At 32.4% G+C, this 21,054-nt stretch carries 21 protein-coding genes and 1 rRNA gene; 7 read left to right on the plus strand and 15 right to left on the minus strand.

The genetic code is table 11. From position 1 onward, the window contains the following. From ACO6VN_RS09225 to ACO6VN_RS09275, 11 genes are all read right to left on the minus strand, one after another. Positions 1–872 (minus strand): 16S ribosomal RNA (locus tag ACO6VN_RS09225); the annotation flags it as partial. A gap of 420 nt (positions 873–1,292) precedes the next feature. After that, entirely contained in the window at positions 1,293–1,940 is a 648-nt protein-coding gene (locus tag ACO6VN_RS09230) for a KinB-signaling pathway activation protein (protein ID WP_135022045.1), read from the minus strand. Positions 1,941–1,955: 15 nt separating this feature from the next. After that, complete coding sequence (locus tag ACO6VN_RS09235; protein ID WP_016998985.1) at positions 1,956–3,017, minus strand: Mrp/NBP35 family ATP-binding protein; 1,062 nt, start codon at positions 3,015–3,017, stop codon at positions 1,956–1,958. A gap of 139 nt (positions 3,018–3,156) precedes the next feature. Next, the gene (locus ACO6VN_RS09240; protein WP_194200578.1) at positions 3,157–4,626 is read right to left on the minus strand and encodes an MDR family MFS transporter; all 1,470 of its coding nucleotides are present in this window, start codon (positions 4,624–4,626) and stop codon (positions 3,157–3,159) included. A gap of 70 nt (positions 4,627–4,696) precedes the next feature. After that, positions 4,697–5,164 carry a SepA family multidrug efflux transporter gene (locus tag ACO6VN_RS09245; RefSeq protein ID WP_016998983.1) on the minus strand — a complete coding sequence of 156 codons (468 nt, stop codon included), beginning with the start codon at positions 5,162–5,164 and terminating at the stop codon, positions 4,697–4,699. A gap of 42 nt (positions 5,165–5,206) precedes the next feature. Next, positions 5,207–6,538, minus strand: a complete 1,332-nt coding sequence (gene sdrM, locus ACO6VN_RS09250; RefSeq protein WP_194200577.1) for a multidrug efflux MFS transporter SdrM — start codon at positions 6,536–6,538, stop codon at positions 5,207–5,209. A gap of 3 nt (positions 6,539–6,541) precedes the next feature. Continuing rightward, positions 6,542–8,131 (minus strand): amidohydrolase, encoded by a 1,590-nt coding sequence (locus ACO6VN_RS09255; protein ID WP_194200576.1) that lies wholly within the window; start codon positions 8,129–8,131, stop codon positions 6,542–6,544. A gap of 180 nt (positions 8,132–8,311) precedes the next feature. Next, positions 8,312–8,719, minus strand: coding sequence for a TipAS antibiotic-recognition domain-containing protein (locus ACO6VN_RS09260; RefSeq protein ID WP_016998980.1), 408 nt, complete (start codon positions 8,717–8,719; stop codon positions 8,312–8,314). Positions 8,720–8,977: 258 nt separating this feature from the next. Next, on the minus strand, positions 8,978–9,220 hold the full coding sequence (locus ACO6VN_RS09265) for a hypothetical protein (protein ID WP_194200575.1): 243 nt from the start codon (positions 9,218–9,220) through the stop codon (positions 8,978–8,980). Between the two features lie 10 nt (positions 9,221–9,230). After that, positions 9,231–9,929 (minus strand): PAQR family membrane homeostasis protein TrhA, encoded by a 699-nt coding sequence (gene trhA / locus ACO6VN_RS09270; protein ID WP_016998978.1) that lies wholly within the window; start codon positions 9,927–9,929, stop codon positions 9,231–9,233. 13 nt (positions 9,930–9,942) lie between these two features. Next, a complete protein-coding gene (locus tag ACO6VN_RS09275; RefSeq protein ID WP_194200574.1) occupies positions 9,943–11,130 on the minus strand; it encodes a UTP--glucose-1-phosphate uridylyltransferase in 1,188 nt (395 codons plus the stop codon). A gap of 181 nt (positions 11,131–11,311) precedes the next feature. Here ACO6VN_RS09275 and ACO6VN_RS09280 point away from each other — a divergent pair, with 181 nt between their 5' ends. Continuing rightward, complete coding sequence (locus ACO6VN_RS09280) at positions 11,312–11,464, plus strand: hypothetical protein (RefSeq protein ID WP_016998976.1); 153 nt, start codon at positions 11,312–11,314, stop codon at positions 11,462–11,464. A 135-nt stretch (positions 11,465–11,599) separates the two neighbouring features. Here ACO6VN_RS09280 and ACO6VN_RS09285 read toward each other — a convergent pair whose 3' ends face one another. Both ACO6VN_RS09285 and ACO6VN_RS09290 read right to left on the minus strand, forming a co-directional pair. Beyond that, entirely contained in the window at positions 11,600–12,091 is a 492-nt protein-coding gene (locus ACO6VN_RS09285; protein ID WP_016998975.1) for a metal-dependent hydrolase, read from the minus strand. A 282-nt stretch (positions 12,092–12,373) separates the two neighbouring features. Then, on the minus strand, positions 12,374–13,072 hold the full coding sequence (locus tag ACO6VN_RS09290; RefSeq protein WP_422404571.1) for a hypothetical protein: 699 nt from the start codon (positions 13,070–13,072) through the stop codon (positions 12,374–12,376). Between the two features lie 159 nt (positions 13,073–13,231). Here ACO6VN_RS09290 and hutG point away from each other — a divergent pair, with 159 nt between their 5' ends. Beyond that, positions 13,232–14,221, plus strand: a complete 990-nt coding sequence (gene hutG, locus ACO6VN_RS09295; RefSeq protein ID WP_194200572.1) for a formimidoylglutamase — start codon at positions 13,232–13,234, stop codon at positions 14,219–14,221. 3 nt (positions 14,222–14,224) lie between these two features. Then, a complete protein-coding gene (gene rarD / locus ACO6VN_RS09300; protein WP_016998972.1) occupies positions 14,225–15,133 on the plus strand; it encodes an EamA family transporter RarD in 909 nt (302 codons plus the stop codon). A gap of 72 nt (positions 15,134–15,205) precedes the next feature. On the opposite strand, the gene argF is transcribed toward rarD, so the two are convergent. Further along, positions 15,206–16,225, minus strand: coding sequence for an ornithine carbamoyltransferase (gene argF, locus ACO6VN_RS09305; RefSeq protein ID WP_216683926.1), 1,020 nt, complete (start codon positions 16,223–16,225; stop codon positions 15,206–15,208). Between the two features lie 205 nt (positions 16,226–16,430). On the opposite strand from argF, the gene ACO6VN_RS09310 reads away from it, so the two are divergent. The 3 genes from ACO6VN_RS09310 to ACO6VN_RS09320 all read left to right on the plus strand — a co-directional run bounded on the left by ACO6VN_RS09310 (position 16,431) and on the right by ACO6VN_RS09320 (position 17,961). Beyond that, positions 16,431–16,691: a hypothetical protein gene (locus ACO6VN_RS09310; RefSeq protein ID WP_194200571.1), complete on the plus strand. Its 261-nt coding sequence runs from the start codon at positions 16,431–16,433 to the stop codon at positions 16,689–16,691. 194 nt (positions 16,692–16,885) lie between these two features. Further along, positions 16,886–17,608 (plus strand): SDR family NAD(P)-dependent oxidoreductase, encoded by a 723-nt coding sequence (locus ACO6VN_RS09315; protein ID WP_422404572.1) that lies wholly within the window; start codon positions 16,886–16,888, stop codon positions 17,606–17,608. A gap of 11 nt (positions 17,609–17,619) precedes the next feature. After that, positions 17,620–17,961: a heme oxygenase gene (locus tag ACO6VN_RS09320; RefSeq protein WP_194200570.1), complete on the plus strand. Its 342-nt coding sequence runs from the start codon at positions 17,620–17,622 to the stop codon at positions 17,959–17,961. 162 nt (positions 17,962–18,123) lie between these two features. Here the strand turns inward: ACO6VN_RS09320 and ACO6VN_RS09325 are convergent, their stop codons facing one another. After that, positions 18,124–19,482, minus strand: coding sequence for a YjiH family protein (locus ACO6VN_RS09325; protein WP_194200569.1), 1,359 nt, complete (start codon positions 19,480–19,482; stop codon positions 18,124–18,126). A 359-nt stretch (positions 19,483–19,841) separates the two neighbouring features. On the opposite strand from ACO6VN_RS09325, the gene ACO6VN_RS09330 reads away from it, so the two are divergent. Next, positions 19,842–20,996: an MFS transporter gene (locus ACO6VN_RS09330; RefSeq protein ID WP_194200568.1), complete on the plus strand. Its 1,155-nt coding sequence runs from the start codon at positions 19,842–19,844 to the stop codon at positions 20,994–20,996. Positions 20,997–21,054 lie beyond the last annotated feature (58 nt).

Genomic DNA, 21,054 nt, shown 5'->3' on the forward strand with positions numbered 1-21,054 from the left:
AGCTGCAGCACTAAGGGGCGGAAACCCCCTAACACTTAGCACTCATCGTTTACGGCGTGGACTACCAGGGTATCTAATCCTGTTTGATCCCCACGCTTTCGCACATCAGCGTCAGTTACAGACCAGAGAGCCGCCTTCGCCACTGGTGTTCCTCCATATCTCTGCGCATTTCACCGCTACACATGGAATTCCACTCTCCTCTTCTGCACTCAAGTTCCCCAGTTTCCAATGACCCTCCACGGTTGAGCCGTGGGCTTTCACATCAGACTTAAGAAACCGCCTACGCGCGCTTTACGCCCAATAATTCCGGATAACGCTTGCCACCTACGTATTACCGCGGCTGCTGGCACGTAGTTAGCCGTGGCTTTCTGGTTAGGTACCGTCAAGACTTGTTCAGTTACTAACAAATTTGTTCTTCCCTAACAACAGAGTTTTACGATCCTAAGACCTTCATCACTCACGCGGCGTTGCTCCGTCAGGCTTTCGCCCATTGCGGAAGATTCCCTACTGCTGCCTCCCGTAGGAGTCTGGACCGTGTCTCAGTTCCAGTGTGGCCGATCACCCTCTCAGGTCGGCTACGTATCGTTGCCTTGGTAAGCCGTTACCTTACCAACTAGCTAATACGGCGCGGGTCCATCTATAAGTGACAGCCGAAACCGTCTTTCAACATTGAACCATGCGGTTCAATATATTATCCGGTATTAGCCCCGGTTTCCCGGAGTTATCCCAGTCTTATAGGTAGGTTACCCACGTGTTACTCACCCGTCCGCCGCTAACATCAGAGAAGCAAGCTTCTCATCTGTTCGCTCGACTTGCATGTATTAGGCACGCCGCCAGCGTTCATCCTGAGCCAGGATCAAACTCTCCATAAAAGAAGTAAGCTTGATTAGCTCTTGTTGATTGGTTAAGCCAATCACTCTTTGAAGTACTTTCAGTACTCAATTATTGGAATTAACGTTGACATATTGTCATTCAGTTTTCAATGTTCATTTAAATAAATGTTCAAACAATATTGTACTAAAAACAAAGATTGTTTTCAACTTATTTTTCTTAACTATTTTTTAACACGTTTATAAATATATCGCATTTACAACGTCTTAACAAGAGTCAATTTTACACTTTCAATAAAAACTTTATTTATTGTTTTGTGTGTTTCGCCTGTCGTTTTCGGCGACTTTTATATAATATCAAGTGGCTAATAAAAAGTCAACGATATTCCTTAAAATTTTTACAAAAAATTAAAAAACACAAATTCGGATTGTAAATCATCCATAAATTTGTGTTTTTCTTCTCTATTTCGTCTTTTTGGTACTTGTACCTTTAATTTTTTCTTTCTTTTTTCTTTCTTCCAAAGATAGTTCATTATATTTGGGTAACATTATTAATTGATATGAATTACATAATAAAAGTCCAAATATCGTTAAATAAATCCAACTAGTATCCTCAACTCTTAAAAATGGAATTAATTCTACAGTTGTCATAACTATCATAAAGAACATAGAAGGAATCCATAAGTTTTTTTTAGATTGTTTATTTTTGATATTACTTGTAATAATTGCAAAAATAATTACAACAATAGGTAACCATATGAATGAAATAATTTGATCCGTGCCACCAAATCTTAAAAATCTAAAATAAACGAGGTCAAAAATCGCAAATACAGTTACAACGATTTGTACATGTGGCCATATCTTACCAAATATACCTATACCTAACTGATTGATAAACAAATAAATAAAATATGCTAGCTGACTTATTGTTGCAACCAGTAAGCCTACAACAACAAACCATATCGATGCTGCTACAAATTCGCCAACTTCTCCAGCGACTAAATATTTAGTTACTTTATCATATCCAAATATCAATGAAGATATATATGTAACAATTACACCGATTAACAGAGTATTCCTATAAAATTGTATTAAATATTTAAGAGTCACTAACTTACCTCCGTATTATGATTCCGTTGTAATATCAATAACATTTTCAGCTATTTGATCATAAATTTTGCCTAGTGGTTCATGAGAACCATATATAGAAGGAGAGAAATTCTCTTCATTCCATTCTGGTTGACTCAACGGTAATTCACCTAATAATGGCGTTTGTAACTCTTGTGCTAATTTAGCACCGCCACCTTTACCAAACACATATTCCTTATTTCCAGTTTCTTTACTTTGGAAATATGACATATTTTCTATGACACCTAGTATTGTATGTTCAGTATGTTTAGCCATAGCTCCAGCTCTTGCTGCAACAAATGCTGCGGTTGGATGAGGTGTTGTCACTATTATTTCCTTACTAGAAGGTAACATCGTATGCACATCGAGCGCCACATCGCCTGTGCCTGGAGGTAAATCTAAGATTAAATAATCTAATTCTCCCCATTTGACTTCTGTGAAGAAACTAGTAATCATTTTACCTAGCATTGGACCTCTCCAAATTACAGGTGCGTTTTCTTCAACAAAGAAAGCCATAGAAATAACTTTAACGCCTTCTCTTTCTACAGGTATGATATGCTCACCTTCTACTTCAGGTTTTTCCTGAATACCCATCATATCAGGTACACTAAAACCATAAATGTCTGCGTCTACAAGACCAACTTTTTTTCCTTGTCTTGCTAATGATACTGCTAAGTTTACGGCAATAGTTGATTTACCAACTCCACCTTTACCAGAAGCTACTGCTATAAATTCAACTGGATTATCTTTAGATAATAATCCTTCTATTGTTTGTTCTTCCATTATTCCTTTGAATTTTTCTAATGTTTCTTCAGATAATTCATCGAAACGTATTCCAACAGTTTTAGCACCGTTGTCTTTTAATAGGTCTACAATTTCCATTTGTAAATCAAGTTGCGGTTGTCCACCCATCTTGGCAATCGCTATTTTGACACTAATATGTTCTTTTTCTTCTTTAACGCTAACTTCTACAATTCCACCAGTTTCTTTAATTGGTACGTCTACTATCGGGTCGTGTAACTCCCCTACTAATTCTTTAACCTGTTCTACAGATAACAATGCTACTACTTCCCTTCTTCTTGTTAATCTATTCGTATCATATTCAGTGTAACAAAAAATATAGATTAATTGTTAGTTTATTGTTCAAAAAAAAGCAGGCGAGACATTAATCAAATGTCTCAGCCTGCTTCTTTTAAATTTAATTTGAATGATTTGGAATTCTTGTATTTTGGTGTTTGTTCTCTGTTTTTATAAACATAGAAAGTACTATACCAAAAAATACAATTACAGTTAATACTAGGAATGCAGTATTAATACCGTGTATCATTGCTTGAGATTGCAATATCTCAGCTTTATTTCCTGCACTTGCCGCTTCAAATTGTTCTTTTGATGGGTTAAAGTTTTTAGCACCAATTGACATGATTGTTACTAATATACCTGTACCGATCGAACCAGAAATTGTACGTAATGTATTCATCATAGCAGTACCATGTGATAATAAGTCGTTTGGTATTGCATTTAAACCAGCTGTATTTACAGGCATCATTATCATCGATACGCCGAACATTCTAATAGTATATACTACAATTAAATATACTAATGAAGTGTCTGTACTCATAAATGCCAGCATAAACGTTGTAATCGTTATAATTGTAAAACCTGTTATCGCTAACCATTTAGCACCATATTTATCGAATAATCTACCTGTTACAAGCGACATTACACCAGTAATAATTGCCCCAGGTAATAATAATAAACCGGAAATGAGCGCTGAATATCCTCTAGCATCTTGCATATACATTGGCATTAATAATGATGGTCCTATTAAAGATATCATAGTAAATACACTAATAACTGTAGTTAAAGCGAATGTTTTATATTTAAACACTCTGATATTTAATAATGGATTTGTTAATTTTAATTGTCTTGTTAAGAATATTACGATTGTCACTATACCTATTATTAATGAAACAATAACAGTTAGTGATGAAAAGCCCATCGATCCTGCACTACTAAATCCATATAAGAGGGCACCAAACCCTACTGTTGATAATATAATTGATGGTACATCTAAATGAACATCTTTTGGTTTAGAAATATTAGTTAAATATTTCGCTCCAAAACTCAATGCTACTACTGCAAATGGAATGATTGAATAAAACGGACTTCTCCAACTAAAATTATCAACTAAGTAACCTGATAAAGTTGGTCCTATTGCAGGTGCGAATGAAATAACAAGACCTGCCATCCCCATTGCAAAACCACGTTTTTCTTTAGGGAATAAATTGAATAGTACGAATTGCATAAGTGGCATCATAACGCCTGCGCCCATCGCTTGAAGTACTCTTGCTAACATTAAAACACTAAAAGTAGGTGCTAAAGCAGCAACTAGCGTACCTATCGTAAACGATAGCATCGCCATTAAATAAAGTGGTCTCGTATTAAATTTGTCCATTAAAAATGCAGTGGCAGGTATCATAACACCATTGACTAGCATGAATCCTGTCATTAACCATTGCCCTTGGTTAGCATCAATATTTAAATGCACCATGATTTCAGGTATCGCTGTGTTTAATAAAGTTTGGTTTAAAATAGCCACAAAAGCACTGACTAACATGACAGCGACAACTAAATTTCTTTTACCTTTTGAAATATCCTGAACGTCCATGGTTTCATCTCCTTCTAAATATACCTTAGCTATTATGCACTAATTTATTTCGGAAATCAAAATAAACGTTCTATTTATTTAAATTTTTACTTTCTGGATAGAATATTTCAGTACAGATGTACAGAATCGTGATTATGATCAAAATCACCCAAAAATCAATTTTAATTTGAGAATAGTAAATATGAACGCAAAAATAAAACATAACGGTGCTCACCGATATCGTTAATAAGTGGAATGTCATACCTTTAAAATAAGGGTTATCATTTAATTTTGTTTTAAACCTATCTAGCAACAATTCAATGGCTACTAAAGTGAAATATCCGAATAGTATATAACTGCCGTAATAAATTAAATTGTCAATCATGCTTTTATTATAATTAAACTCTGCTAAACCATAATATATAAGTATTCTGCTTAATCCAAACATACCAAAGGAAAGTAGCACGATAAATATTGCACCAGATATAGTAAATATACCTACGATAGCTAGTATCGCTAGCAAATGAAAAATATCAAAGCGTTTGTTTTTTCTTCTCATAAAGCGCTACTCCTTTTAAATATGTTTACATACAAATTAAATCTAACTTTTAACTTCTTTAAAAATAATCGCCCATACAAATGTTAATATCACTACAATTAACATGATGTATAACATAATATTTTGAATACCATATGCTAAAAACGGGACGTTTAATGCAAATATAGATACAACAATTAATGAACCTGTTGTACTTCCGATTGTTTTGAACAATGTATAAATAGACATCATTGAACCTAAATGTTGAGGTGGTGACTCTTCTTGAACAATTACGACATCTTTTGTATATACCGTTCCAAATGAAGTTCCCATTACAAATACAGCAAAAGGTATAATCGCAATCATTTCAACACCTGTTAAGATGGCAAACGCCCCTACAAACATTGCTAAGAATGCTAACATATAAATAAATTTCAAAGCCAACTTATCTAATTTACCTAAAACAAAAGTAATAATTAGCCAACCTACAGACATAGGGAAAATGAGTAGTCCACTTTGCAATGGCGTAAAGTCTTGTTCATTTTGTAGGTAAATAGGCATAAATATAGTGTATCCCATCAGCATTGTTGAATAAATCAAATCTGTAAATAGTACGAGTATTATTTTCTTATTAATAGATGCTATCGGAACAAATGGATTTTTAACTTTCTTTTCAACTTTAAATAGTAAAAATATAAAAACAATTAAAGTAACAATACTTAGTATTCTTACTATAGAAGGAACTTGTTCAGAAACAATACACAAGAAACTAGCAACAGCTCCATAGAATACAATTAAGCCTTTATAATCTAATCTCGTTTTTTCAATTGTATCTTGTTCAAAATTAAAATACTTAATAACAAGCCACATTGAAATAAGAGCGATTGGAATATTGATATAGAATAAGAAACTCCAGTTTAAGGATTCTAATATTGCGCCACCAAGTAATGGTCCTACAATACTAGAAATACCCCAAACACTTCCTACTATTCCCATCACTTTATATCTTCTAGGTATAGGGAAAGCAAGTTTAGGAACGACTTGGCTAAGTGTCATCATCACACCTGCTCCCATACCTTGAATAATTCTAGAAAAAACTAAAAGTGTAAAACTTTGCGTTATTTCTGTAAGTCCACAAAGTATACTACCTATAATAAAGGTGGAGATACCTAGTAAAACAACATACTTAATATTTATTCTCTTTACTAACTCACCAACTATTGGCGTCATGAATACAACTGCCATTAAATAAACAGTAAATATCAGTGCTACTTCTGTACCAATACCAAAATCTTTTTGCATCGTTGGTGTAGCCAAAGAAACAATAGATGTTTCAATAGCGCTCATAAACATGATTAATACAAGCGCTAATACAATGCCTTTATTTTTAGTCATAATTTACTCTCTTTCATATACAATTTCCCCATTTACAACTGTTTTTGTTGCCTGAATTGTAGCTAATTCTTTTTTATCGATTTCAAATGGATTTTTATTTAATACTGTGAAGTCCGCTTCATAACCTGCTTTAATTAACCCAGTTTTCTCAGTAGTTTGAGCTATCTTACTCGCCTGAGTTGTATAAAGACCAATTGCATCAAAAACAGGTAAAGCCTCCTCAATAAAATATGCACCATCTTGTCCATATGATTGTCTATTAACAGCAGCATGAATCCCTAAAATTGGATTAGGTATTTCTATCGGAGCATCTGAACCTCCACCTATTATAATATTACGTTCCAACATTGATTTAAATGGATATAAATACCTCGCTCTTTCTGAACCTACTTTGTCTTCAACCCATGGAAAATCGCTTGTTATAAATTGTGGTTGAACGTCACATATAACAGGTAATTTTGAAACACGTTCTAATAATTCTTCATTTAACGTACTAATATGGATTAAACGGTCTCTTAAGCCGTTTGGAACTGGATTGTTTTCTATCGCATCCAATACCATTTCGCAAGCCCTATCTCCTATCATGTGAACAGCTATAGCACCATTGTGCTTTCTTGCAAGTTTTACTTTCTCATCTAGAGCTTCCGGTGTATAAATAGCTAGACCATAATTTTCCCCGCTCGGATCGTTCGAGTAAGGTTCTTTCATTAATGCTGTACTCCCACCGAATGCCCCATCAGCGTAAAACTTCATCGCGTCTGGCTCTAGCCAATTTTCTACAAATGTAGCACCATCTTGTATCATTTGTTCATACACACTAAAATGTCTTAACAGTCTAACTTTAAATGGTTTTTGATGTTGTTTATCTCCTATAACTGTTTTATATGCGTTTAATACATCTTTATAATCATTATAATAACCTAAATCTTCAGTATGTGCGCCAGTCACGCCAAATTGATATAAATAATCAACAGCATTTGTTAAATGTCTAGTTAAAGATTTTTCATCTTCAGTCATGGAAAGTTCTTCAAAAGATTCCATTGCAGTATCGTATATCCAACCCGTTAACTCGCCGTTTACTTTTTCATATGATCCACCTTCAGGATTTTGAATATGATGATCAACATTTAATAATTCTAAAGCTTTAGAATTAACAAAAGCAGCATGTCTACATACACGTTTTACGATAACAGGATTGTCTTTACATAGTTCATCTAAATCATGTTTATTCAAACGTATACCATCAAGTAAATTTTCATCATAGCCTTCAGCAACAAGCCATTCACCTTCAGATAATTCTTTAGCTTTTAATTTTATTTTATTTTTAATTTCTTCAATATTCGTTTCTCCATTTAAAATTACGGAAGACAACCATACTCCAGTTCCCATCACATGGATATGCGTTTCCACAAACCCTGGAAACATTGTTTCGCCTTTTAAATCAATAACTTCGTATTCTTTTTCATTTATTCGATTTAAATCATCTTGGTCCAAAACTTTTTCAACCTTGTTCTGATTAACAATTACGCCTTTATATGTATCATCAGGATTTATCATTGTATAGACTGTGCCATTTTTGAAAAGCTTTTTCATCATATCCATCTCCTTGTAAAATTGCTCTTACGCTAATTCTACATATTAAAGCTCAAAAAATACACCGATAAAAATAATAAACCAATTAAAATAACAATCATTCTTGGCGTTCAGCATAGTTAAAAGCTTTTTAAAAGCTGAACACCAAGTAATCAAGTTTATTAATTGGTTTAAGTTTGTTTAATTTTCTAGTACATGCCTAACAGCTGTGATAAGCACTCTTGATCTTTCTTCCCCAAAATACTCTCTAAATCTTGCATCTTCATCATACATCTCTACCATTTCAAGATGTCTTTCTTCTGTATAAGTCGGCCAGCTATATGTTAACCATTCTTTGTGTAATTCTGTTGCTTTTTGCTGTCTTTCTAAAGTAGCTCCATTATCAACAATTTCATCCAGTTGTTTAAACAAGTCATTTTCTATCTCATTTTTGCTTTGAATTTCATCTTGAGACATATCTACATATTTATCATCCGCCTGATCGATATTCTCGTGACCAAATCTTTCTTCTACTTGCTCGCCTTGTTTTTCTTCATTTTCATTAAGTACCTCTCGATGGAACGCTTCGTATTTTCTTTCTTTTGTCATCTTTAAAGCCCCCTTCTATTTCAAAAATAGCTTATATATATGTTTTACCCATTTTTTTAAAAGTTAATGAAAAATAAGAAAGGAGAGCAGGACAGAATTCTTATTTTCTTAAAAGATTCCGTAATCCCGCTCCGGCAAGGATGACTAGGTTTGAAAAAGTTTAATATAAGCGCTTTTCCAGTCAGCTACTGCCAATATGAGAAAAAAGAGTCTGAGACAATTTTTATGCCTCAGACCTTTTCATTAATATTTTATATTTTATTTTAATCGTCTATCTTCGTCGGTTTTTATATGTTCATTAAATTTTTGTTGGTTATTTCTTTTTTGATGCTTGATCAATAAAATCATGACATAAAATAAACAAAGACCAAATATAAGGGAAATGACACCCATGAATTGTAAACCGCTTGCTCTACCATCACTAAATACAAAGTAATAAAAGAAATAGCATTGAATCATTATAATAATTGTCAAAACAATATAATACAAACGGTAATTCATGACTTTCCTCCTACATAAAGTACATTATTGCAATGAAATGAAATATGGACGCAATCAATATAAAGAAATGCCAAATCATGTGGAAATACTTTTTATCTTTTTGTGCATAGAACCATGCACCAATTGTGTAACTAATACCACCGAAAAGTATAAATAACATAAATAGAAGAGATGTTTTATTAATAATAGACGGTAGCATAAGAACACCCATCCATCCCATTATTAAATACATTGATAAACTCAATTTATGATTAACATTTTTAGCAGTAGATTTATAAACTATGCCCCATATTGTTATGCCCCATTGGACACCCATTATGACCCAACCTAACCATCCGCCTACTAGAGACAACGCGATAGGTGTATATGTTCCACATATTGCAATGTAAATCATACTATGATCTATAATTCGCATAATATATTTCTGCGGAGACGAAGTAGACATAGAATGATAAACTGCTGATGATAAGAACATAAGCATGATACTAATAATATAAATAGACACACTTGTTGATTTTAGTGCACCATCTTGAATATAACTTGCAACTGCTGCATATGGTAAAAAGAATAACAGTATAAAAGCTGGTACTCCATGTGATACTGCATTTCCCACTTCTTCTCCAAAGGAAAGAGGCATAATATCTTTAAAGGCCTCTTTCACTTTTCCTTCTTTTTTGTGATGTGATTTTGCATTACTAGACTGTTCCATTCACTTACCTCTTTTACAATAATTGATTTGCTTCTAGATCTTGTTGTGCTGTTTCTATACTATCTTTTCCTTCTTTATTTTTTAATGGACTAAACTCTTCTTTTCTATCTACTTGTAGTGTAGCAAATGAATTTGCATATTGGAAAATATCAAAATAAAATAATTCGAATTTTAAAGTTTCTTTTTCTATTACACTAAAATCTTCATCTATTTGCTTAAGGTTTTTAATCGCTAAGTGATAAGGAAGTGGTTTAGAAGCCGCTTCAATTAGGAAATCTAATTTAAAGGCATGAATTCCAATATTAGCGTTTTCTAATTTATTAACCTCACCTTCAGGTAATTCTGAATACTCAAGGACTTGTTTTTTATCATCAATAGATACTATACGACCTACTTTTTCGTCTGGATATGCTTGTACTGATTTAGTTGTAATGTCACAATCCTTTTCTTTTATAAAACCGGCAAATTCTGGATCTAATACTTTAACTAGCACATTATCAATATTATTTAAGAATAAATATTCTACACCATTGTCTTTCATTTCATTTAATAAATTGGCTTTTTCTAATGATTTAAAAACGCCACCGTTTCCATTCGGGGTACGCATAATATGTTTATCTTTATCTAATACAAGTTCCCCCTCTGTTGATAGGGCTACAACATGGTCTTGTTTGAAAAAGTGGATATAAGATTCATCATAACCAAAATAATTATTTTCTAAAAAGTAAGATAGTGTATCTTTATGATTAATATCACTCGTCATGATGTACCAATGAATAGGTGTTCCAGTTTCTTCGAATAATTTATTTAACTGTTCTGCTTGTCTTTCAAATAAACTTTTATCATTAAATGAGAAAGTGCCCTTAGGTGCTTTATGACCTAAACGTGTGCCTTGGCCACCAGCCATAAGTAAAACTGCAAATTTACCTTCTTTAATTGCACTTAAACCTAATGAGCGGTACTCTGCTAATTTCTCTTCAGGTAAGTTTTCTTTAATGTCATAATTAATTTGTTCTACATCATCTGCTATTTCAATCGTTTTTCTATTTACATAAACATCTTCATATAATTTATCTACTTCATCTAGATCTATTCTGTCCATATCTATGTGTAGCTGTTCTTTTTCGCTTTGGCTCATCATTTTACAATATTCTAAAATGTGATCTTGCCTGTGTTGCTTTAAGATTGTTTCATCTAGCATTTATAATACCTCCAAAATTTGACTCATTATCATTATACGACTTTAGAATGATTTGTCTAAAAATATCATAAAATAATTAAAATTTAAATGATTACAGAAGTAAAATATGGGTACAGTATATAATGTGTAGATTCTATAGCACAAATAATCCTATATCTAATAGGTCAAGGAGGATTTTATTATGAGTTTAGGAGACAAATTTAACGACGCAAAAGATCAAGCAGTTGACAAAGGTAAAGAGCAGGTAGACAAAAACAAAGACGAGTATACTGAAAAAGGTAAAGATTTTGCCAAAGACAAAGGTAAAGATCTTAAAGACAAATTCAGTAAATAACATAAGTATTATAAAACAGTCCGGGACATATATAAATGTCTCGGACTGTTTCTTTAATATAGGCAAGGGAGACTATGAAATTTTTTACTATAAGGAGATTTCCACCCCACTCCCTTCACTTTTAAATATTTATTTTTATAAAAATAATCTATAAATATCTTTCCACCATAATACCACTGTAATAGCGGTAAATGCTGTTGAAAGACTTAAATCAACTACTCCGCCTGTCCTAAATACAAAGGGCATTTTCACAGATATATTAATTGGATAGAATAATTTTACGCCTCTAGGTGTAAGCATATCTAAAATAATATGTGATAGCATCCCCATTATGATAGATACTAAATATGGCTCAGGAGCTTCAATTGCCTTTAACCCCCAAAATATTAAAAATAGAAATAGTAATGAATGTGTAAAAGTCCTATGTCCAAAAATTGTGCGTATAATTAAACTTAAAGGAAAAAGCTTTCTACCTATATTACTTTTAAAATGACAAATATCTGGTACTAAACTAGCCACTCCACATAAACTGACAATTGTAAAAGAGGTAAAGATATCCTCTCCATAATAAATACTTAATGATGACCCGATGAATATACCGCAAGCTAGATGTGTTTTTCCCGTCATATTAGTTTTCCTCGTTTCTATAAATTTCTTTATTAATTTTAACATAATAAAGCGAACAAGTATACGAACACTTTGTGACTTTGTTGTGATTTAAATCACGGGAGGAAAGATTTATTGACAATAATGTGAATTAAATCACATATTCATTGATTTCTTTATAACACTTGGTACAATAACAGTGTAAGTCATATTAAACATAACCCTATACCATTGTTGAAATAACCCCCTTATTTCACACCAAAAGGCGCTCGTCAAAATTGACGAGCGCCTTTTGGTTAACCATTAACTTGCTGCTTTATTTTCATTTTGTTGATTATTTTGCAGATTAGACTGTTTGGGTTCTTGCTCTGAGTTATTATTGCTATTTTGTTTATTCAAATCTTCATGAGATTGTTTATTAGAGTCATCTTCTGGAGAAGGTGTTTCCTGACTTGGAGTATTATCTCGCGATTGATTACTCTGTTCATTAGGAGACTGTTGTTGATTGATTTCATTAGTGTCCTGATTTTCTTCAGGTAACTGACAGCCCTCATCATTACATAAATACCCATCATGACTTAAATTTTGCCAAGCTCGAGTAAATTCAATTGTGTTTTCAACTTCATCACACTCCGCTTGAGAATCACCTTGATTCAATAAACAATTTCTTGCTTTTGAATAAGTCTCAGTATCAAATTCACTTTCCCCTGAATTACGATTCGGTTTAACACCATTAACATTTTCTTCAATCGGAATTTCTTCCGATGATTCATTTTCGTTATTAATAGCTTCATTATTATTCTGATTTGTATTTTCGTTCGTTTCTGTTTCTTGACTACTATTTTTCTCAGTCGTCTTTTCTTCCGTTGTTTTTTTCTTATTTGCGTTCGTTTCCGAAGTTTTTTCGTCTTGGTTTGATTTATTTGTATTCGTAGAAGTTTCATTATCACATGCTACTAGAAACATTAAGCAAACTGCTAAGAGACCATATATCCATTTCATAGAATCACTCCTGGGCCTTTTTGCTTTATTTTCCTTGCTACTCATAAAAGACACTTCTTTCTTATAAAATAATTGAGCATTAATTAAAACATAAGAATATCATACATGATAAACTAATATTAGTAAAAATAATTGTATCATCCCAAGGAGGTATTTGTTATGTATAAAGCTGTCAACAAAGATGAATGGACTGGTAGAACAGATAGCGAAACTTTACGTTCTGCTTTTAGATATCATCAAATTATAGACACAGTTAACTTAGAGCAAGAAGCAATTGAACCAATAAAAGAGTTTGAAGATCAAATTAATATGGCTCTCATTGGTTTCGAATGTGACGAAGGCGTCGCTCGTAATAATGGAAGAACAGGAGCGGTCGATGGACCGAAACATTTTAGAAAAGCATTAAGTCCCTTGCCTATTCATAACGAATATTTACACTTAACAGATTACGGTAATGTCGTTTGTCATAAAACTAAACTCGAGGAAGCTCAAGCTGAACTTGGAGACAAATTATCTCAAATTCTTCCATATAACCATTACACTGTACTTGTAGGCGGTGGTCATGAAATCCTATATGGTCACTATTTAGGTGTTAGAAAAGCCAATAAGGACAAAAAAATAGGCATAATAAATATTGATGCTCATTTTGATATGAGGGATTATGATAAACAACCATCTTCAGGAACAATGTTTAAACAAATATTAGACCAAGATGATCAAGTAGGCTACTTTGTTCTAGGCATTCAGAAAAATGGTAATACAAAAGCTCTTTTTGAAAGAGCTGATGAATATGGCGTTCGATATATTCTTGAAGACGAATTAAGAAGTCATCTTTCAATTGAGACAATCACTTCTATAAGCTCTTTCATAGAAGAATATGATGAAATTATGATTACATTGTGTACAGATTCAATTGATGTAAGTTATGCCCCTGCTGTAAGCGCTCCTTGCATTATGGGATTACAACCTCAAATTGTACAAACTATTCTACAATTAGTTACGAATTCAAATAAAAGTACGAGCATAAGCATAGCAGAATTATCACCTAGATTCGATATAGATAATCGCACAGCTAGACTTTTAGCTAATATTGCATCGAACATTTATCACGACCAAGCTGAAGTAGTTCAGTCACATTGGGAGTCTTAATTTATGTCAGAAAATAAAAAAGGCATACTATTAGCTGGGTTAGCCTATACTATATGGGGTGTGCTGCCTTTATATTGGAATCTCGTTGACGAGATCGGTCCATTTGAAATACTTGCACACCGCGTTCTTTGGTCAGTAGTATTTATGCTTATACTATTGACAGTAACCAGACAGTTAAATATGTTTAAAAATGCGACAACAAAGTTATTCAAAAACAAAAAAATGCTAATCGCTATCATAGCAGCCGGATATATTATTACATTAAATTGGGGTACGTTTATATGGGCTGTTAATAACCATCATGTGCTACAAGCTAGTTTAGGGTATTATATAAATCCATTAGTCAGTATATTATTTGCTTTTATATTTTTAGGCGAACGATTTTCTATTGCACAATGGATTGCGATTATACTTGCTTTCATAGGTGTACTATTTATGACGTTTCAAGTTGGAGAATTTCCAACAGTATCCATCTTGTTAGCTGTCTCATTTGCTCTATATGGACTAATTAAAAAAGTAGTAGATATTGATGCTTTCAGTAGTATTACAATAGAATGTATTGTAACTTTACCTGCCGCATTGATTTATATCTATTATTTATCTGAAACGAATAACATTACATTTGGTATGAATACTTCTAGCGCTTGGTTATTATTAGCTGGTGTAGTAACAGCTACTCCACTTGTACTGTTTAGTGCTGGCGCAAGAAAAATCCCATTATCTTTAACAGGATTTTTACAATATATCGCACCGACCATTATGTTCTTCTTAGGTATATTCCTTTTAAATGAACATTTTGATATTAACCAATTTATTACTTTCATTTTTATATGGATTAGTATCATCATATATAGTTACTCGAAATACATGGAAATGAAGAAAAACAGAAGAAAACTAATAAAAAACAAATAGAAAAATCGTTTCGTTAGAAATAGCGAAACGATTTTTTATTTAACCATACTATCCATTATTTAAACTTAATTATTAATACAATTCTCCACATGTTGCTGCTAAGATAGCTTTTATAGTATGCATTCTATTTTCGGCTTGTTCAAATACTCTTGAATAACTTGATCTGAATACATCGTCAGTTACTTCCATATTTGTTACACCAAATTTATTAAAACAAAGTTCGCCCATTTCTGTGTTTAAGTCATGTATAGCAGGTAGACAATGTAAAAATAAAGTATTTGGCTGTTCTGTTAAATTAATTAATCGTTGGTTTACTTGGTAATCTTTTAACAATTCATAACGAGCTTCTAATTGATTTTCTTCACCCATCGAACACCATACATCTGTATAAATTACATCACTGCCATATACACCTTCTTGAATGTTATCTGTTATCAATATTTCACTTCCAGATAACTCACTTAATTCTATCGCTTGTTGTTGTACACTTTCTTCTGGTTGCAATTCTACCGGCGCTACTATATGAATATTAACGCCTAATATTGCACTTGTAACTAATAGTGAATGAGCAACATTATTACGTCCATCGCCTACAAACGTAACTGTCTTATTCTCATAAGTACCAAAATATTCTTTGATAGTTAAGAAATCAGCTAACATTTGAGTAGGATGCCATTCATTTGTTAAACCGTTCCAAACTGGTACGTTAGAAAATTCAGCTAAATCTTCAACTGTATGTTGTTCAAAACCTCTAAAGGCTATCCCATCAAACATAGACCCTAATACAATTGCAGTATCTTCAATTGATTCCTTTCTGCCAAGTTGTAAATCTTCTTTACCGAGATAAGATACATGTGCCCCCATTTTAGTAGCTGCTACGGTAAATGCTGCACGTGTACGAGTTGATTGTTTTTCAAACAATAAGGCAATATGTTTACCATTTAAAAAACGTTGAGGTATGTGATGTTTTTCCTTGAATTTTAGTTCTTCAGCTAATTCAATAAGTTGTTCTAACTCATCTTTAGAAAAATCAACCTCTTTTAAAAAACTTGTCTGATATAAATCTTTTAGCTTTGATAACTTCGTCCCAATGAAACCAACTCCTTTTTATTTATAAATAACATCATATAATACTTTTTGCACAATGTAAATAGTTATACAGTATATTGCATAAAAATACTTATTTTATTAGTATGACACATTGTTTTAAAAAGGTAACACATTTTTACTGTTTTCTATTGAAAACGAATTCATAATACGTTATGATATAGCTATCAAACAAAAGGATGTGTTAGATATGGCAATGAGAGTATCAAAGGATAATAATCAAGTTCATATTCACTGGAGAGTAGCTGACATTACTATTCCAAATGACGAAATCAAAGAGGTTAAGGAAGATCAAGACATTCATGCATTGTCTAATGAAGACCAAGATCACATTGTAAGAATTGGTTCAACTTTTGGTAAAACAAATCGTGTCATTATTAATACAGACGATAAAGAATACATTATATATACACATGCCGATAAGAAAATTTATAACGAATTAACTAAATAATACTTAGAAATAATAAACAGGCTGAGACATATTTTTGTCTCAGCCTAATTTATTGTAATAGCAGTAGATGACTGGGACGGTACGACGAAATCTTTTTTAAAACAAGATTTCTGTATCTCTCCTTTTTAAGTAGGTAAAATATTATGCTACTTTTTCATAGCGTGCTAACATAGAGTTAAGGAGTGATGCCAATTATGTTAAGAAGTTTATCTGGCTTAAACGCCATTATCACAGGTGGTTCTAGAGGAATCGGTAAATCTATCGCAATTGCTTTAGCACATGAAGGTGTTAACATTGCAATCACAAGTAGGAATCTTGATACTCTAAAAGAAACTGCTGATGAACTAAAAGAGTTTGATGTAAATATATTTTATAAAGACGCTAATATTGCTCGCAAAAATGATGTACAAAAATTTATAGAAGATGCTCACCATGCACTCGGTTCTATCGATATTGTTATTAATAATGCTGGCGTTATGAAAAACAATCCGTTTTTAGAAGTAGATGAAGAAGAGTTTGACCAACTTTTTGATACTAACGTCAAAGGAATATACTATGTACTACAAGAATCTCTTCCTTATTTAGTTAAACAAAAAAGCGGAGATGTTATAAATATCGCTTCAATGTCAGGACTTAAAGCTAATGCTACAAGCAGTATTTATGCTGCTACAAAATATGCAGTCATTGGAATGACTGAAGGAATTATGCAAGAAATGAGAAAACATAATATTAGAGTTTCTTATTTAACACCTTCAGCTGTTCTCACAGATTTAATTGGAGAACCTAAGTTACAAGAAGAAACGATGACACATGCAGAAGACGTGGCAGATGTCGTTGTATCTCAGTTAAAACTTCAGCCTAGAACTTTCATGAAAACAGCACAAATTTGGGCTACAAACCCAACACCAAAACAATAGGAGTGATTTAGATGTATGTTGTAACGAATAGAATTAAAATGAAAAAAGGCTTTGCAGAAAAATTAGCACCAATGTTTACTAAAGGTGGCGCATTACAAGAAATGAAAGGTTTCATTAAAGTTGAGACTTGGAATATGCAAGATATAGAAGAACATGATTTATTACATGTAAATATGTGGTGGGAAACTTTAGAAGACTTCGAAGCTTGGAAGACAAGTGATGCTTTTAAACAAGCACATAATCGTGATGATAAATCTGAAGATGATAAATCCGAGAATGAACAAAGCGATTCACCAATGCTAGGTTCTGAACTCGCAATTGCTAAAGTTGAAACATCACTAGACCCTAAATAAAAATAATTAGGCTTATATGCATAATAAAGCATAAGCATTCATAATAAAAAGTCCGAGACATTTATAAATGTCTCGGACTTTTTATTTATATAGGTATCCTTGCTGGGGTGGGCATACAAAATCTTTTTACCAAAATGAGATTTCTCAGCCACTCTCTTTTAATTAAAAGAATATATGAGCCATGATAACAATAATAGGTAATGCAATGATTGTACGTATAATATAAATCATAAATAACTTACCTAAACTGACTGGTATTTTAGACCCTAAAATAACGCCCCCTACTTCTGATAAGTAGATTAATTGCGAGATGCTCAATGCTCCGACGATGAATCTTGTCATATCACTAGGCACATCACTAATTAATAATGATGGTAAGAACATATCAGCAAACCCTATTAATAAAGTTTCTGAAGCTTCATGTGCATAAGGTATTTGCATTAATTCTAATAATGGTACAAACGGTGCACCTAATATACTAAATAACGGTGTATATTCTGCTACAATTGTAGCCAATGTACCGATAGCCATAACGACTGGCAATACAGCCAACCACATATCTAATACAGTTTTTATACCATTAATGAAAAATTGTTTTAATCCTGGAGACACAACTGCTTTATCAGTGGCTTGTTGAAAACCCCATGTTAATGGATTGTGTGTCTTAGGAATCGTTTCATTTAATTTTTCAGTACTACCATTTGAATATTGATCCGGTATTTGTTTAAGTGGCCATATTCTTGGCATAATAAATGCGGCTACAACACAAGCTATAATTACAGATAAATAGAATTTAAAGAAGTGGTCTACAAGCCCTATCGTTTGAGCAATAACAATAGCAAATGTAATTGACACAACTGAAAATGTTGTTGCAATAACAGTCGCTTCACGTCTTGTATAAAATCCTTGTTCATATTGTTGACTCGTAATCATAACCCCTACTGTTCCATCTCCAATAAATGAAGCTAAATTATCAACTGTTGATCTACCTGGTAATTTAAATAATGGTCTCATAACTGGCGCAAACATTGGGCCTAGAAATTCTAATAAACCAAAATCCATTAATAATGGTAGAAACAATCCAGCAAAGAAAAATACCGCTAATAATGTTGGTAATAAGTCGTTATAAACCATTACCCCAGTATTTTCATTAAGTACAACCCCGGGACCGACATTAAAATATACCGAGATTGCAAACAGTGCTCCTAAAATTCTAATAACTACCCAAATCCAATTAACATTAAAAAGTTCATTCGTGATAGTACGTTTTGTAGAAGTCTTGAATACTGTAGAATAAATAATCGTTAATATCGCAGATACTGATATTAATAACATGATAATTAATCCTGATGAATTGCCTAAAAACTCTAAAGTTTTATTAGCTAAAAACGCTACTGGCAGACTTGTTGAAGCCTTCCCGTCCTCATCTGTTACTGAGACAGGTATTAAAAATAAATAAATTCCTAGTAACGATAATATTATAAATTTTAATCTACCAACTAAAACACTTGTTTCTTTCATATGTATGCTCCTTTACGCAAGATTAACTATACACAATATTTTATAAATATTCAATCCTATTCTTTCCTATTTTTATTATATATTTTTTTGTAAGCGCTGTCATTAAAAATCGGGAGAATATATAATAAATAAGACTATTTATAATTAAATAGTCTTATTTCAAGCCACTAATATATTTTAATCATTCAATAATTTGTATATTTCACGTATATTAACCCTTGTTTAATCATGTTCTACTATATTTTTATACATATATTATGAGTTGAATTCTCAATCGTCCGGTTATTAAATTTTGTCTGTATTTTTGCATATCACACTGTTATAATCATGTTTATATGTAAAAAAGAAGGAGTAATAAAATGTCAAAATCACGATTAGTCACATTTATGTTGAGTGTTTTTGTAGTAGGAATGGTTGAATTGATGATTGCTGGTATTTTAACACTGATGAGTGCAGATATGAATATATCAGAAGCAATTGTAGGACAACTTGTAACTGTTTATGCATTAACATTCGCTATTAGTGGTCCGATACTTGTTAAGCTTACAAAGAATTTTTCACCTAAATTAGTATTAATGATTAGCATGATTTTATTTATTATCGGTAACGGGATTATCGCATTTTCACCTAATTTTACAATTTTAGTGATTGGGAGAGTATTATCATCTGCCGCTGCTGCAATCATTGTTGTTAAAATTTTAGCTTTAACTGTTATTTATTCAAAACCAAGTCAGCGCGGGAAAATGATAGGTCTTGTTTATACAGGTTTTAGCGCTTCAAACGTTTTAGGTGTTCCTTTAGGTACTAAGATCGGAGACCTTGTTGGTTGGAGAATGACATTTCTATTTATTTGTTTAGTTGGCGTAGTAGCATTTATTCTAATTTCTATTAATATTTCTAGTGACAAAATAAATAATGCTGATGAGCCTACACCTCAAAATCATAGTTATAAGATCTTACAGCCTTTAGAAGTAGTCAAATATTTAAGCATCACATTTCTAATACTTGCTGCAAACTATGTTGTTATCACATATATTAGCCCATTATTATCTATATATGGTTATAACTTAAATATTGTTTCTCTTGTACTATTAGTCGCAGGAATCGGAGCAATTTTAGGTACATCACTGGGCGGTTATATTACTGATGCTATAGGTAGTAAAAACTGGTTAATCATATCATTAAGTACATATACAGTACTTATGTTTATATTCCAATCTTTCTTACCTATATTAATCATCACTCTAATAGGTGTATTCGTTTGGAATATCGTACAATGGGGTTCTAACCCACCAGTTCAAATAGGTATTATTTCTCAAATAGAAGGAGATACTAGTGCAGCGATGAGTTGGAATATGTCTAGCTTAAACGCTGGTATCGGAGCTGGCTCATTATTAGGTGGTATTTTTGTAACTTACTTTAATGTAGTTTCAAGCTTATATGTAGCTGGAGCGCTTAGCTTTATCGCTTTATTGATATGTTTAACAATTAAAAAACAACCAAAAATAGTATAAAAAAAGGGGAGCAGGACAGAAATCTTATTTTCAAAAAAGATTTCATAGTCTCGCCCCT

Origin of the sequence: Mammaliicoccus sp. JADD-157 (genome assembly GCF_049310805.1) — a bacterium.
GTDB lineage: Bacteria > Bacillota > Bacilli > Staphylococcales > Staphylococcaceae > Mammaliicoccus > Mammaliicoccus lentus.